The sequence below is a fragment of the Erythrobacter sp. HA7-11 genome, from assembly GCF_055693605.1.
In genome coordinates this window covers 76,939-89,788 of record NZ_JBVFUF010000002.1, presented here as the reverse complement: position 1 = coordinate 89,788, position 12,850 = coordinate 76,939, and the positions used below count along the sequence as shown (strand labels likewise).

Sequence of the window (12,850 nt, the reverse complement as noted above, 5' to 3'; positions counted from 1 at the left end):
AGCTTAACTCTCGGACCGTTTCGTGAGCTCCTGTCCGGCGCGCTGAAAACACAGCGCGTTGAGCGAAAAGATACGCCGCAATGGGTGGACCAAACGGTCGTGCAGTGGATAGAGACGATCAAAGACTCATGAGCGATACCCTACCCGACACCAGCCTGCTGGCGGCGCAAACCGCTCTCGCGAAGAAGTATGGCGAAGCGCCGGAGCGTCACATCTTCCTGTGCGCTGTTTCGGAGAAGGGGAAGTGCTGCTCGCCTGAGGCAGGGGCGGAATCCTGGGCTTACCTCAAAGGGCGACTGAAAGAGTTAGGGCTTGCCGGGCCCAAGCGCACATCAGACCATCCGCGCGGGGCAGGCGGCGGTGTTCAGCGGACCAAAGCGGATTGCCTGCAAATCTGTGCGCGCGGACCGATCGCTGTCATTTGGCCAGACGGCGTTTGGTACCACTCCTGCACGCCGGATGCGCTTGAGCGTATTATTCACGAGCACCTTGTCGGCGGCCAACCCGTTGAAGAGTTTCGCCTCGGCGTGCCGCGCGTCTAGTCGTCGTCGCGACTACCCCAAAGCTCATCAGGATCGGGCAGCTTGTTGTCGACGCTCTCATCATGGCCTGTGCCATTTGACAGAAACACCAGACCCATCAGCCCACCGCCAAGCAGCATCGTAAAGCTGATGCCGAGCGCGACCGCGATGTAGAAATGCACCGAAATCGCGCCATTGTACTTATAAAGCAGCGCGAGCGCGATCAGTACAACACCAACCGTCACCATCATCAGCAGGCGCATGATGCGGCGATAGCGCGCCCAGGCATGGGCCGCATTTTCCGGATCATCGAGCGGAGATTTATTGACCATGCGCTCCACATGCGCGCCTCGCGGCCCAGTTTCAATGGGTTTGGCTGGGCTAAGCGATGAAGCGGATTCGCTTTTTTGCGCCTAAGATGGCATATTTTGCATGTCACCTTAGGAGGCACCGCATAATGACCATCGCCAAGATTATCGCCAATCGTGTTTCTTCGGACATCATTTCCTGTGATGTGAACACCCCGGTGCGCGAGGCGGTAGCTCTGTTGGCGGGCAAGAAAATTGGCGCTTTGCCAGTGCTCGACAACGGCTCGGTCGCCGGAATCCTTTCAGAGCGCGATGTGATCTATCGATTGGCCGAAGAGGGCGCGGCCTGTCTCGACAAGAATGTCGGCGCGATCATGACATCCCCTGCGGTCACAGTCGAACCATCGACTAAGATCGATGATGCGCTAGCGATGATGACCAAACGGCGCTTCCGGCACTTCCCCGTCATCGATAACGGCGCGCTGTGCGCCTTCATCTCGATTGGTGACCTTGTGAAGAGCAAGATTGACGAGGTCGAGCACGAGGCTGAGGCTCTGCGGGCTTATATCCAAACGTAGCTTGAGCATTGCAGCTGCGCATCCTAAATTAGACGCATGTCTGAAATGCTCACCCTGACACCTGCAGCGGCCAAACGTGTGGCCGCCATCGCGCAAAAGCAGACCAAGCCAGCAATCTTGCGGCTTTCGGTTGAAGGCGGCGGCTGTTCAGGCTTTCAATACAAGTTTGACCTCGCCGACGCGCCCGCAAGCGATGACAGCGTGAGCGAGACCGATGGCGTAAGGCTGGTGGTGGATCCGATCAGTCTGGATTTGGTCGGCGGCAGCATTGTTGATTTCGTCGAATCCCTTGGCGGCGCGGCATTTAGGGTTGAGAACCCCAAAGCGGCGGCAGGATGCGGCTGCGGGTCAAGCTTCGGTATTTGAATTTGAGGGGTTGGTTCCGGATACCGGGGCCGCTCGCATGGACGCCAGCACAATCATGAGCCATTACGGCTATCATGAAAATCGCGACTTACAACATCAACGGGGTCAAAGCCCGCCTGCCCCGGCTCAAGGAGTGGCTCGAGGAAACGCGCCCTGCGGTCGCCTGCCTTCAGGAAATCAAGTCGATCGACGAGAATTTCCCGGCGGGTGAGCTTGAAGAGCTTGGCTATCACGTCCTCACCCACGGGCAGAAGGCTTTCAACGGCGTCGCGATACTGACCGATGGCAAGGCAGGCTACAAAGCGCCTAAGGAGGTCCAGCGCGGCCTTGGGATTGATGGCCCCAAGGAAGGCGAGGGCGAACAGGCCCGCTATCTCGAAGTCGATGTCGTGAAGGACGAACAGGCGACGCGAATCGTATGCATCTACCTTCCCAACGGCAATCCGCACCCAGGGCCGAAGTTCGACTACAAGCTCGCCTGGATGGAGAAGTTGCGCGCGCGCATGAGGGCGATCTGGGACGAGGAAGTGCCCGCCGCTGTACTCGGCGACTACAATGTTATCCCGCAAGACGATGATACATTTTCCGTCAAAGCCATGGCGAGCGATGCCCTGATGCAGCCGGAATCGCGCGCGGCATACTCTCGCTTGCTTGCAGATGGCTGGACCGATGCGGTGCGAACACTCAATCCGCGTGGCGGGGTGTGGACCTATTGGGATTATCAGGCTGGCGCATGGCAACGCGACCACGGCTTTCGCATCGACCACATCCTGCTTTCACCCGAGCTGGCTGACCGATTGCAAGCGGTCGGCGTCGACAAGGAGCATCGCGGCCGCGAAAAGGCGAGCGACCATGCGCCGACCTGGGCTGTCTTGAGGGATTAGGAATCCTTTATTTTGCGCACTCCATCCGGAGTGCGATATCCTCGCTCATGCGACCTAAAGGTCGCGTCGCTGCGGGCGCCCGGTTGGGCTTGCGGCTGCTACGCAGCCGTTTGACTCTGAGCCAATTTCTTGGTCACGGCAGTCATAGGCCGACTGGCCGCCGCGGCTAATGCCGCGAAGCCAAGCGGGCCGGATGGCCCGCGCCCGGCGTTTGAGGGTCATCTATAAAAGATATGCGTGTTGATGCTGGCGCGGCGAGCCTTTTTGCGGCTCCAGCTCGGGCTCACATACTTCGCGTGGAAGTAGAGCGAGTCCTGCGCCTCAGAATCCCACATGCCTTCATGTGCGATGCGAGCAATCGCCTTGGCGCGCTCCCATGCCTTCGATCCGGTTCGGATTTTAGGCATCTGGCCATTCTTCACAAAAGAGAACTGCGCACGTTGGTAAACTACGCCGCAATAGCTAGCCGGAAAACGGCGATCATCGGCGCGGTTGATCACAACCTGCGCAACGGCCAGCTGGCCTTTGAGCGGTTCGCCGCGGGATTCGAAATAGACGGCGCCCGCAAGACAGCGCATCTGCTCGCTCAAGCTGGCATCGGTGTCGACCAAGCCGACCAATTCACGCAGCGAACTAGCTTCGGGGGTTTGGACGTCTTCGACCGACTCTTCGCCCACTTCGGGAAGTGGCTGGACCACCTCTTGTGCGACGAACTCAATCGATTCAGCCTCTGGTTCAGGAACCGACACCAATTCGGCGTCGCTTTCCTGAGCGATAGCGCCCGACATTTCGGGGCTGGAGAAACTCAAACTGGCAACACCGACAATCGCTGCTGCACTTAAAGAATAAGTCTTGCGACTCATAAAACTCTTCAATCTGTGCGGTGAGCAAGCTCCGACGCAGGTTGAGACCTGTTGCGAGTGTTCGCGAACATGAAAAGGAGAGGTGGTCTGCTAAGCCTGCCGGCTGCCCCCCGTCTGCGTGCTAATTCGCCAGCTTTATTGCCGTGTCGAACCGCCTGCGCGTCTGGAAGTTGTCGCCCAAGTAGTCACAACTGAAACTAAGTCAAGTTAACGCAGGTTCTCTGCGACGAACCGTTCTGAGTCCGCGATGTCCACCTCCAAGACCCAGCAATCCGGATCCTGGAAGCCGCGACGAGCCAGATATTCTTCGAATTCATTCGAATTTTCAGTATCTTGCGACTTCGCAACGCTGAAGGAGCGCGAACCGTCAAGCTGCGGCATCCGCTCATAAAGTGTTGCGTTTTCACCGCGATACATGGTTACCACGAGGATAGTGCCGGCGTCCCGCTCACCTTTGGAAAGCACTGTCGCCATACCACCTTGCGCCTGAGCAGCGCGGATCAGACCGCTGATTTCGATATGGGCTGGTAAGCGAGCGTCGCTCAAATGCGCCTCGTTCGCCGCTTTTACGCGGCATATCCTTCAAGACTCGAGAGGGCGATGCGTGAGCGCATGAACGTGCCCGTCCCACGCCCGATTTCGTCCCCTTCGGCGTCGATTAGGCGAGATTCGGCTACGAACACTCGGCGCTTACCGCTGATCCAGCGCCCCTCCGCCACCACTTCTCCAGTCCGCACCGGCTTCGTGAAGTGCAGGTTGAACCCAGTCGTGAGGAGGAATCGGTCGGTCGCCAGGGTGTTTGCCGCATAGAAAGCCGCGTCATCGAGCATCTTGAAATAGATCGTACCGTGCGCCGCGCCAGCCGCGTGGAAAACATCTTCGCTGACCGTGAAAATCAGGCGCGAGCGTCCCTCAGCCGGGATCTCGAGCTTGGAGGCGAATTTCGAATTGATCGGAGCGGAGCTGTAAAGCCGCTCAAGCGCGCGATAATGGCGCTCTGCCCCGCCGGATGATGCAGCGGCGCCAGCCTCAAAAGCCTCATCCTCAGGCGGCATCACGCAGGAATCGATTGGTCAGCACCGCGTAAAGCGCCTCGGCGTCAGGAGCATCCTGTAAAGCTTCGATAATCGCATCGTCGCGCATTACGCGCGAGATTGCGGCCAGCGCGTGCAGGTGCGTCGCACCCGCATCTTCGGGAGAAACGAGGCCAAATACCAGATTTACCGGCATGGCATCGGCTGCTGCGAAATCGACCGGCTGTTCAAGCCGCAGCACAACCACCGTCGGGCGCCTCACATCGGTGGAACGGCAATGCGGAATCGCGACGCCGCGCCCAAATCCGGTGCTGCCAAGCGCTTCGCGCTCTTCAAGCCGTTCAAGAATCGTGTGCTTGTCCATTCCGTGGACCTGCGACAACAGCCCGGCAACTTTCGCCAAGACTTCATCGCGCGTTTCCAGACGAACCGAGGCAACCGCCTCGGGCAGCAAACTCAAATTTACATCCATTGGCTAAATAGCGATCCCAAATCAGTCATTTACGCTCCAAGTCCACAGCATCAGGTGCCGCGCAATCAAGCGGCGATCCACCGGGGGATATGGAGTGGGCGTGTCTGTCGGCCAAGTGTGCCGGTTAGCCCTATTTTGGTTCGACCCAACCGATCGAACCGTCTGAGCGGCGATAAACCATATTATGACGCTCAGTTCCAGCATTTTTGAAAAAGAGCGCATTAGTGTCGCGCAAATCGAGCATCATCACCGCATCAGCTACGCTATAAGTCGGGATGTCGGTGCTGGTCTCTGCGATCACGAGCGGAGCATCAGATGTTTGCTCTTCCTCGGCAGGCTCATCGGAAGCCGCGGCAAAAATCGTGTAAGCAGCCTCTTCCTCGCGCTGGGCGTGGGCGGCCTGTTCGTGCCGATCGGTCAGTCGTCGCTTATATCGGCGCAGCTGTGTGTCAATCTTGGTCGCGGCATTGTCTAGCGCCTGATGCGCGTCATGCGCTTCTGCCCGCGCTTTCAGGATCAGGCCCTGCATCACATGGGTCACGATGTCGCAGGAGAAGAAGCCCGCCGGCGCCTTGCCAAAGGTAACGTGCGAGGAGATCGCCTTGTCGAAATACTTGTCGACAATGCCGCCAAGTCGGTCCTCGACATGCTCTTGCAAGGCCGCGCCCGTTTCCACTTGATGCCCTGATACACGGATATCCATTGTGGGAGTCCTCCTCTGGTGGTTGCCCGCTGCGCCGGGCCGAAAGGTAGGCGCTCACCGCGCCCAGATTGCTTTGTCGATTCCCTCGATAAACGCTGTGTGCCGGGCCAATTCCTCCGGCGTAGCTGAATACGGGCGTGGTTCCAGTCGTTCGCGGCGACGCTCCGCCGCGCTGGCTGCCATGGTCGGCACGCTATGATCGGTAGCTTGACCTGTCGGTGCGCCCGCAGCCTCATCTGCCGCCAGCCCAAGGCCGATCTGCCGCCCACCAGTCAGCTCGACATAAACCTGCGCCAGCAATTCCGCGTCGAGCAACGCGCCGTGTTTCACCCGGTGGCTGCGATCAATGCCATAGCGCGTGCAAAGCGCATCAAGTGAGAGCTTCGCGCCCGGGTGCTTCTTGCGGGCGAGGGCGACTGTATCGACCATCCGCTCCATCGAGATGGGCTCCAGGCCGATCAGCTCCAATTCGTTGTTGAGGAAGCCGAAATCAAAACCGGCATTATGCGCGACGAGCGGCGCGTCACCCAGAAAATCGAGCAGCTCTTGCGCGGTGTTCTTGAACAGCGGCTTTGTCTCGAGAAACGAGATCGACAAGCCATGCACCGCCTCGGCGGCTTGCGGCATGTCGCGTTCCGGATTGTAATAAGCGTGGTAGGTTTCTCCGGTCGGCACCCGGCCCACCATTTCCACGCAGCCGATTTCGACCATCCGGTCCCCTGTTTTGGGGTCGAGGCCGGTGGTTTCGGTGTCAAAAACGATTTCCCGCATTGGCAGCACTATCGGACTCAAATCGCTGACACGCAAGGGGTTGCTGCGCGCAAATTTGGCCAGAATGGCGCTTTATTCCGCCGTTCCGTCCAATGCATGAGCGCTGCCGCCGAGTTCTTCGATCAGAGCGCGCACTTGCGCCTCGGTTTCTTGAAGGCTGGTGCCGGTGTTGATGATGTGATCGGCGCGCTCGCGCTTTTCAGCATCGGGGACCTGCAAGCCCAAGATATGCTCGAATTTTTGAATCGTCATGCCGGGGCGAGCGAGCACGCGTTCGCGCTGGATATCTGCTGGTGCGGAGACCACAATGATGGCGGCGACCGCCTCATGTCCGCTTCCCTCGAACAAGAGTGGAATGTCGAACAAGACCATCGGAGCATCAGCATTGTCAGCGAGAAAATCAGCGCGCTTATGCCCTACTGCCGGGTGCACGATGGCTTCGAGCTCAGCGAGCTTTTCGGGATTGGCAAAGACGATCTTGCCGAGCTCCTCACGTTTCACCCCTTCGGAACCTGTCGAGCCGGGAAAGGCTGTTTCAATGGCTTCGAGCAATTCGCCGGTACCGGCCCCTGCATCTTGCGCACTTCGGCATCGGCATCGAACACCGGCACACCTGCGCGTTCAAACATGGCCGCGACGGTCGATTTGCCCATACCGATCGAGCCGGTGAGACCGAGGATTTTGGGTTTGCTCATGCTTCCAACAAAGCCCTTAGTTCATCGTCATATTCGCGCGGCGGCGGCGCGCTGAAAAACATCTCAAACGCATGGGCCGCTTGCCCGATCAGCATCGCCAGACCGCCGATAGTGCGATGACCAGAGCTCCGCGCATCCTGCAAGAAAGGTGTGTCAATCGGTGAATAGACAATATCGTAGGCAATAGCGCCGGGCGGCGCGTGACTCCAATCGAACGAGAGGGGCGGATTGCCGCTCATACCAAGCGGGGAGGCGTTCACCACCAGATCAAGACACCCTTGGCGATCATCAAAGGCGAAATCGGTCGGTTTGGCAAAATGATCGAGGTGAACCGCGTGGTGTTCTCCAACCGGCGCTAACTCATCGAGCAACGCGCGCGCCTTGTCGGGATTGCGCCCCGCGACCACCAGAGTGAAGCCTTGCTCAGCCAGAGCAGTGATGATCGCCCGCGCCGCACCGCCGGTGCCCAGGATGCGAGCCATGCGAAAAAAATGCTCGTCGTCTAGTTCACCGTTGATCGGCTCGAGGAAGCCGGGCGCATCAGTGTTGGTGCCGATAAGTACGCCATTCTCGCCGCGATAAACCGTATTCACCGCGCCAATCGCGCGCGCTTCGTCATCCACTTTGTCAAGCAAAGCCATGACCGCTTGCTTGTGCGGCATGGTCACGTTGCAACCTAGCCAGTCAGGATCGGCGCGGCGTTGTTTTATGTAATCCGCCAGACCCTCCGCTGCGACATGCTGCGCGCGATAGTGAGCCTCAGTTCCGAGCTTTTCGAGCCAAAAGCCGTGGATCAGCGGCGATTTGGATTGCGCAATGGGGTCTCCGATCACCTCGGCATATCTTGTGCTCATGCGATCAACACATCGTGTTCGCGAAGTGCGCCAAGCACCGGAAGCAACGGCATTCCGAGCACGGTGAACTGATCGCCTTCGATCCGCTCAAACAATTGCACGCCCATCGCCTCAATTCGGAAACACCCGACCGTGTAGCCGATTTCGGGCCATTCCTGCTCGAGATAATGCTCAATAAAGTTCTCGGACAATTCGCGCACATGCAGGCTGGCGAGCGACTTGCCGCTCCATTCGCAGGTGTCACCTCGCACCAGCGCGGCAGCGCTGTGGAGCTCAATCGCCTTGCCTGAGAAAAACCGCAAATGCTCCGCCGCATTCTCGCGCGACGTCGGTTTGTCGAACCGCTTACCGCCCGCGACGACCAAAGAGTCGCTTCCAAGCACCAAAGCTTCGGGATGAGAGGCTGCAATATGAGCAGCCTTAGCGACGCTCAGGGCTTCGGCGATTTCGGCGGGCGCTGCATCGGCCATTTCAGCTTCGAGCGCGCGCTCGTCAATCTCGGCTGGCACCGCATCATAAGCAACGCCGGCGGCATCGAGCATCGCGCGGCGCGAGGCAGATCTGGACGCGAGGATCAGGCTGGGCGCGCTCATATTGGTTTCGCCGTTCCATCGACCGGCCTGTCCCGCCGCTCACGCTCCTGCACCAGCCGGATGATCGCCGCTGCGCTTTCCTCGATCGAGCGCCGCGTTACGTCGATGACCGGCCAGCCATTGTCGGCAAACATGCGCCGGGCAAACTGCAATTCATCCTTCACGCGCTCGCCATCAACATAGGAAGTCTCGGTGCCTTCATTCAGCGACAACAGCCGATTACGACGGATCTGCACCAGCCGCTCTGGCGCGGTGGTGAGCCCGACAACCAGCGGGTGGCGCAGGCCAAACAAGGCTTTGGGCGGAGGGCTCTCTACAACCAGCGGAATATTCGCGACCTTATACCCGCGATTGGCAAGATAGATGCTGGTCGGCGTCTTCGAGCTGCGCGAAACGCCGGCAAGGACGATATCGGCTTCCTCCCAATTCTCCCATCCGATCCCGTCATCATGAGCGATGGTGAATTGGATCGCCTCGACCCGCTTGAAATAGGCTTCGTCCATCAAGTGCTGGCGGCCCGGGCGGCCATGCGCTTCGACCCCGAGTTGCGCCTCAAATGCGGCTGTTACTCCATCAAGCACAGGAACTGCAGGGAGACCCATCTGCCGGCAATGCTCCTCCAACCGGGCCCGCGTTTCGGGATTAACGAGAGTAAAAAGGACCAGACCGGGATTGTCTGCAAGGTCAGGCACGATCCGGTCGAGATGCTGGCGTGATCGGACCATAGGCCAGAAATGGCGGTTGACCTGCGGGCTGTCGAACTGGGCCAGAGCCGCCTTGGCAATCATCTCCAAGGTTTCACCGGTTGAATCGGACACCAGGTGCAAATTCATGCAGTTTTTAGCCTTTTCTGGCGATCCTGTTGGCAGTCAAAACAGGTGCGGATCAGGGTGTTGATGGTTGTGGGCATAAACCACGGGAGAAGTCGGTCGACAAGATCGTGGATGGGATTCATGCCCGATACCCGCATGTCTGCACCGGTAAATCTTAACAGGCGTTAACGTTTTTCGACAGGCTGGGGACAGTGGGGATACATTCCGCTTGACGACGCAATGTGTCAGAGTCGCATGACGCTTTTACTCTGTTCACCGCTGGGGAAATCAGGCACAGGCTGGTAATTCCCGCTTTCCACAGGGCCAACATACACCCACTATCTATATATAAATATATATTATTATTGATTGGATCGACGCATGCCGGGATGTCTTCTCGAAACTCTAAAAGGCACGAAACAAGAAAAAGTTCCCGTCTGGCTCATGCGTCAGGCCGGTAGGTATTTACCCGAATACAGAGAGTTACGGGCGGAAAAGGGCGGCTTTCTTGAGTTGGTATATGACAGCGAAGCTGCAGTACGAGATTACGGTTCAACCGATCCGTCGATTTGGCTTTGACGGGGCAATCCTGTTTTCCGATATTCTGATTGTCCCGCACGCAATGGGTCAGGGCTTGGCGTTTCTCGCAGGCGAAGGGCCGAAGCTCAGCCCGACACTGCTCGAAGCAGAACTGGCAGATTTCACCGCGGATCATACGCGCTTCGATCCGATTTATGAGACGGTGCGGCTGACGCGCGGCATGATCGGTGACGACGTGACGATGCTTGGCTTTGCGGGCAGTCCGTGGACGGTCGCGACGTACATGATCGCGGGCGAGGGATCGAAGGATCAGGGCGCAGCCCGCTTGCTCGCCTATCGCGATCCGGTGCGCATGCAGGCAATTATGGACGCGATCATCGAGGTGACCGTCGGCTATCTGCGTGGACAAATCGATGCAGGCGCAGAAGCTGTGCAATTGTTCGACAGCTGGGCGGGCAGCCTTGCGCCGGACGAGTTTGAACGTTGGGTCATCGCGCCCAATGCGGCGATCACAGCGGCGATCAAGCAATCTCATCCGGAAACGCCGGTTATCGGCTTCCCGAAAGGCGCTGGCGCAAAGCTCCCGGCCTATGCGCGCGAGACAGGCGTTGATGCGATCGGAATGGACGAGACGCTCGATCCAGATTGGGTGCACTCGGTTTTGCCTGAAGACATGCCGGTACAGGGCAATTTCGATCCGTTGCTGCTCGAAGCTGGAGGCGATGCCATTGCGGCGCGCGCCAAACACATCCTCAAGGCCTTCACCGATCGCCCGCATGTCTTCAATCTTGGCCACGGGATCGGACAACACACACCCATTTCGCACGTAGAAACGCTGCTAAAGGCTGTCAGGGGGTGAAAATGCGCGGACGGCTCCCTACACAGGCTCCATGCAAGAAGCGCTCTCTCTGATGTATTTCTGGCTTAAAGCGGGCCATGTGATTTTCATGGTATTCTGGCTGGCGGGGCTTTTCATGTTGCCGCGTCAGTGCATTTACATGCTCGATCACGAGCCTGGCTCTGCCGGTGAAGCCAAATGGGCCACGCGCATGGGCAAATTGCGCAAAATCATCCTTACACCGAGCCTGATCATTGTCTGGGTGCTCGGATTGACCCTTGCTTATCAGAGCGGTGCTTTCAGCCAAGGATGGTTTCACGCCAAACTGCTGCTGGTGCTGGTAATAACCGGCTATCACGGTTGGCTGGTGGCGCAGACCAAGAAAATGGCGCGCGGCGAGCGACCTTTGTCCGAAAAGCAGCTCCGCATGATCGGCGAAGTGCCTGGCCTGATCCTCGTGCTGATCGTAGTGCTGGTCTATATCAAGCCATTCTAAGCGCGACTTATCCCGGGTTTGTCCCGGCGCTTATGCTGCACCTTTCTCGCTTACGGCGCGATTCCGCGATTGACCTGAGTGTGCGCGACTCATATTTACGAGACGTCAAAACCGGCTGAGATTGTGTGATGACGCGCAATCAGGTCTGCTTTCTCCAAGCCCAAGCTTTGCTCGATAAATCTTGCAAAGTGCCTTGTTTTCACAAGGTTATTGATCCGCCGGCCATCACCTAAGACGGAAATTTTTTCACTATGCATCTCAAAGACTTAAAACAGAAAACCCCTGCCGAACTCGTCCAGATGGCTGAGGAACTCGGGGTTGAAAGCGCGTCCACCATGCGCCGCCAGGATTTGCTCTTCAGCATCCTGCGCGAGCTGGCAGAGGACGAAGATTACAACGAAGACATTATGGGCATCGGCACGATTGAAGTGCTGCAGGATGGCTTTGGCTTCCTGCGCTCGCCTGAAGCGAACTATCTCGCCGGCCCTGACGATATTTACGTCTCACCCAACCAGATTCGCAAATGGGGTCTGCGCACTGGTGATACGGTCGAAGGCGAGATTCGTGCGCCCAAAGACGGCGAGCGCTATTTTGCGCTGACCAGCCTCACCCAGGTCAATTTCGATGATCCCGAAGCGGTGCGGATGCGCACCAATTTCGACAACCTCACGCCGCTCTACCCTGATCAAAAGCTGACGCTGGATCAGGCCGATCCGACCGTCACCGACAAATCGGCCCGCGTAATCGATATCATCTCACCGCAAGGTAAGGGCCAGCGCGCGCTGATCGTGGCGCCGCCGCGGACGGGTAAAACCGTGCTGCTGCAAAACATCGCGAAGGCAATCACCGACAATCATCCGGAAGTGTTCCTGCTTGTCCTGCTGGTCGATGAGCGCCCGGAAGAAGTTACGGACATGCAGCGCAGCGTGAAGGGTGAGGTGATTTCCTCAACCTTCGACGAACCGGCCAATCGCCACGTTCAAGTCGCTGAAATGGTTATCGAAAAAGCGAAGCGCCTGGTTGAGCACAAAAATGACGTGGTGATTTTGCTGGATTCGATCACGCGTTTGGGTCGTGCTTACAACACTGTTGTGCCAAGCTCGGGCAAGGTTCTGACCGGCGGTGTCGATGCCAACGCTTTGCAGCGCCCGAAGCGCTTCTTCGGTGCGGCGCGTAACATCGAAGAAGGCGGATCGCTTTCCATCATTGCTACTGCGCTAATCGACACTGGCAGCCGGATGGACGAGGTTATCTTCGAAGAATTCAAAGGCACCGGTAACTCGGAAATCGTGCTTGATCGCAAGGTTGCCGATAAGCGCATCTTCCCAGCGCTTGATGTCGGCAAGTCTGGCACGCGTAAGGAAGAGCTGCTGGTCGACAAGGATCAGCTCTCCAAGATGTGGGTGCTGCGCCGGATCCTAATGCAAATGGGCACGGTGGATGCTATGGAATTCCTGCTCGACAAAATGAAAGACTCGAAGACGAACGAGGATTTCTTCGAGACGATGAACCAGTAGGATTC

Annotated in this window: 16 protein-coding genes and 2 pseudogenes; 7 read left to right on the top strand and 11 right to left on the bottom strand. The window is 58.0% G+C overall.

From position 1 onward, the window contains the following. Positions 1–128 precede the first annotated feature (128 nt). Positions 129–542: a (2Fe-2S) ferredoxin domain-containing protein gene (locus ACZ1GU_RS00590; protein WP_472646209.1), complete on the top strand. Its 414-nt coding sequence runs from the start codon at positions 129–131 to the stop codon at positions 540–542. Here ACZ1GU_RS00590 and ACZ1GU_RS00585 read toward each other — a convergent pair. After that, entirely contained in the window at positions 539–853 is a 315-nt protein-coding gene (locus tag ACZ1GU_RS00585; protein ID WP_472646208.1) for a hypothetical protein, read from the bottom strand. The two genes, ACZ1GU_RS00590 and ACZ1GU_RS00585, sit on opposite strands and share 4 nt — an antisense overlap. Positions 854–978: 125 nt before the next feature. On the opposite strand from ACZ1GU_RS00585, the gene ACZ1GU_RS00580 reads away from it, so the two are divergent. From ACZ1GU_RS00580 to xth, 3 genes are all read left to right on the top strand, one after another. After that, positions 979–1,407 (top strand): CBS domain-containing protein, encoded by a 429-nt coding sequence (locus ACZ1GU_RS00580; protein WP_472646207.1) that lies wholly within the window; start codon positions 979–981, stop codon positions 1,405–1,407. Between the two features lie 36 nt (positions 1,408–1,443). After that, positions 1,444–1,773, top strand: coding sequence for a HesB/IscA family protein (locus ACZ1GU_RS00575; protein ID WP_472646206.1), 330 nt, complete (start codon positions 1,444–1,446; stop codon positions 1,771–1,773). A 74-nt stretch (positions 1,774–1,847) separates the two neighbouring features. After that, positions 1,848–2,657 carry an exodeoxyribonuclease III gene (gene xth / locus ACZ1GU_RS00570; RefSeq protein ID WP_472646205.1) on the top strand — a complete coding sequence of 270 codons (810 nt, stop codon included), beginning with the start codon at positions 1,848–1,850 and terminating at the stop codon, positions 2,655–2,657. A 218-nt stretch (positions 2,658–2,875) separates the two neighbouring features. Here xth and ACZ1GU_RS00565 read toward each other — a convergent pair whose 3' ends face one another. The 10 genes and pseudogenes from ACZ1GU_RS00565 to ACZ1GU_RS00520 form a co-directional block, all read right to left on the bottom strand. Next, positions 2,876–3,520: a cell wall hydrolase gene (locus tag ACZ1GU_RS00565; protein ID WP_472646204.1), complete on the bottom strand. Its 645-nt coding sequence runs from the start codon at positions 3,518–3,520 to the stop codon at positions 2,876–2,878. A gap of 207 nt (positions 3,521–3,727) precedes the next feature. Further along, positions 3,728–4,066 (bottom strand): DUF1491 family protein, encoded by a 339-nt coding sequence (locus ACZ1GU_RS00560; protein ID WP_472646203.1) that lies wholly within the window; start codon positions 4,064–4,066, stop codon positions 3,728–3,730. A gap of 20 nt (positions 4,067–4,086) precedes the next feature. After that, complete coding sequence (locus ACZ1GU_RS00555) at positions 4,087–4,575, bottom strand: PaaI family thioesterase (protein ID WP_472648664.1); 489 nt, start codon at positions 4,573–4,575, stop codon at positions 4,087–4,089. Further along, positions 4,565–5,026 carry a PTS sugar transporter subunit IIA gene (locus ACZ1GU_RS00550; RefSeq protein ID WP_472646202.1) on the bottom strand — a complete coding sequence of 154 codons (462 nt, stop codon included), beginning with the start codon at positions 5,024–5,026 and terminating at the stop codon, positions 4,565–4,567. The genes ACZ1GU_RS00555 and ACZ1GU_RS00550 overlap by 11 nt, the downstream gene beginning before the upstream one ends. Positions 5,027–5,156: 130 nt before the next feature. Continuing rightward, positions 5,157–5,729 (bottom strand): ribosome hibernation-promoting factor, HPF/YfiA family, encoded by a 573-nt coding sequence (gene hpf, locus ACZ1GU_RS00545; RefSeq protein ID WP_472646201.1) that lies wholly within the window; start codon positions 5,727–5,729, stop codon positions 5,157–5,159. Positions 5,730–5,783: 54 nt separating this feature from the next. Next, a complete protein-coding gene (gene dnaQ, locus ACZ1GU_RS00540; protein WP_472646200.1) occupies positions 5,784–6,500 on the bottom strand; it encodes a DNA polymerase III subunit epsilon in 717 nt (238 codons plus the stop codon). Positions 6,501–6,572: 72 nt separating this feature from the next. Next, positions 6,573–7,195, bottom strand: a pseudogene (gene coaE / locus ACZ1GU_RS00535) (dephospho-CoA kinase). Beyond that, positions 7,192–8,049 carry a shikimate dehydrogenase gene (aroE, locus tag ACZ1GU_RS00530; protein WP_472646199.1) on the bottom strand — a complete coding sequence of 286 codons (858 nt, stop codon included), beginning with the start codon at positions 8,047–8,049 and terminating at the stop codon, positions 7,192–7,194. The pseudogene coaE and the gene aroE overlap by 4 nt, the downstream one beginning before the upstream one ends. Further along, positions 8,046–8,642, bottom strand: a complete 597-nt coding sequence (locus ACZ1GU_RS00525; protein WP_472646198.1) for a Maf family protein — start codon at positions 8,640–8,642, stop codon at positions 8,046–8,048. Before ACZ1GU_RS00525 ends, aroE begins: the two co-directional genes overlap by 4 nt. After that, positions 8,639–9,475 carry a pyruvate, water dikinase regulatory protein gene (locus ACZ1GU_RS00520; RefSeq protein ID WP_472646197.1) on the bottom strand — a complete coding sequence of 279 codons (837 nt, stop codon included), beginning with the start codon at positions 9,473–9,475 and terminating at the stop codon, positions 8,639–8,641. Before ACZ1GU_RS00520 ends, ACZ1GU_RS00525 begins: the two co-directional genes overlap by 4 nt. 360 nt (positions 9,476–9,835) lie before the next feature. Between ACZ1GU_RS00520 and hemE the strand changes: the two are divergent. From hemE to rho, 3 genes and pseudogenes are all read left to right on the top strand, one after another. After that, a pseudogene (gene hemE, locus ACZ1GU_RS00515) lies at positions 9,836–10,853 on the top strand (uroporphyrinogen decarboxylase). Positions 10,854–10,884: 31 nt separating this feature from the next. Continuing rightward, the gene (locus ACZ1GU_RS00510; protein ID WP_472646196.1) at positions 10,885–11,328 is read left to right on the top strand and encodes a CopD family protein; all 444 of its coding nucleotides are present in this window, start codon (positions 10,885–10,887) and stop codon (positions 11,326–11,328) included. Between the two features lie 251 nt (positions 11,329–11,579). Further along, positions 11,580–12,845, top strand: coding sequence for a transcription termination factor Rho (gene rho, locus ACZ1GU_RS00505; RefSeq protein WP_472646195.1), 1,266 nt, complete (start codon positions 11,580–11,582; stop codon positions 12,843–12,845). Positions 12,846–12,850 lie beyond the last annotated feature (5 nt).

Bases quoted from the DNA above. Each gene is read 5' to 3' on its own strand.
- ACZ1GU_RS00580 (WP_472646207.1), top strand. From the start codon at position 979: ATGACCATCGCCAAGATTATCGCCAATCGTGTTTCTTCGGACATCATT.
- ACZ1GU_RS00555 (WP_472648664.1), bottom strand. From the start codon at position 4,575: ATGCCGCCTGAGGATGAGGCTTTTGAGGCTGGCGCCGCTGCATCATCC.
- dnaQ (WP_472646200.1), bottom strand. From the start codon at position 6,500: ATGCGGGAAATCGTTTTTGACACCGAAACCACCGGCCTCGACCCCAAA.
- ACZ1GU_RS00510 (WP_472646196.1), top strand. From the start codon at position 10,885: ATGCAAGAAGCGCTCTCTCTGATGTATTTCTGGCTTAAAGCGGGCCAT.
- ACZ1GU_RS00590 (WP_472646209.1), top strand. From the start codon at position 129: ATGAGCGATACCCTACCCGACACCAGCCTGCTGGCGGCGCAAACCGCT.
- ACZ1GU_RS00585 (WP_472646208.1), bottom strand. From the start codon at position 853: ATGGTCAATAAATCTCCGCTCGATGATCCGGAAAATGCGGCCCATGCC.
- ACZ1GU_RS00520 (WP_472646197.1), bottom strand. From the start codon at position 9,475: ATGAATTTGCACCTGGTGTCCGATTCAACCGGTGAAACCTTGGAGATG.
- rho (WP_472646195.1), top strand. From the start codon at position 11,580: ATGCATCTCAAAGACTTAAAACAGAAAACCCCTGCCGAACTCGTCCAG.
- ACZ1GU_RS00575 (WP_472646206.1), top strand. From the start codon at position 1,444: ATGTCTGAAATGCTCACCCTGACACCTGCAGCGGCCAAACGTGTGGCC.
- xth (WP_472646205.1), top strand. From the start codon at position 1,848: ATGAAAATCGCGACTTACAACATCAACGGGGTCAAAGCCCGCCTGCCC.
- hpf (WP_472646201.1), bottom strand. From the start codon at position 5,729: ATGGATATCCGTGTATCAGGGCATCAAGTGGAAACGGGCGCGGCCTTG.
- ACZ1GU_RS00565 (WP_472646204.1), bottom strand. From the start codon at position 3,520: ATGAGTCGCAAGACTTATTCTTTAAGTGCAGCAGCGATTGTCGGTGTT.
- ACZ1GU_RS00550 (WP_472646202.1), bottom strand. From the start codon at position 5,026: ATGGATGTAAATTTGAGTTTGCTGCCCGAGGCGGTTGCCTCGGTTCGT.
- ACZ1GU_RS00525 (WP_472646198.1), bottom strand. From the start codon at position 8,642: ATGAGCGCGCCCAGCCTGATCCTCGCGTCCAGATCTGCCTCGCGCCGC.
- aroE (WP_472646199.1), bottom strand. From the start codon at position 8,049: ATGAGCACAAGATATGCCGAGGTGATCGGAGACCCCATTGCGCAATCC.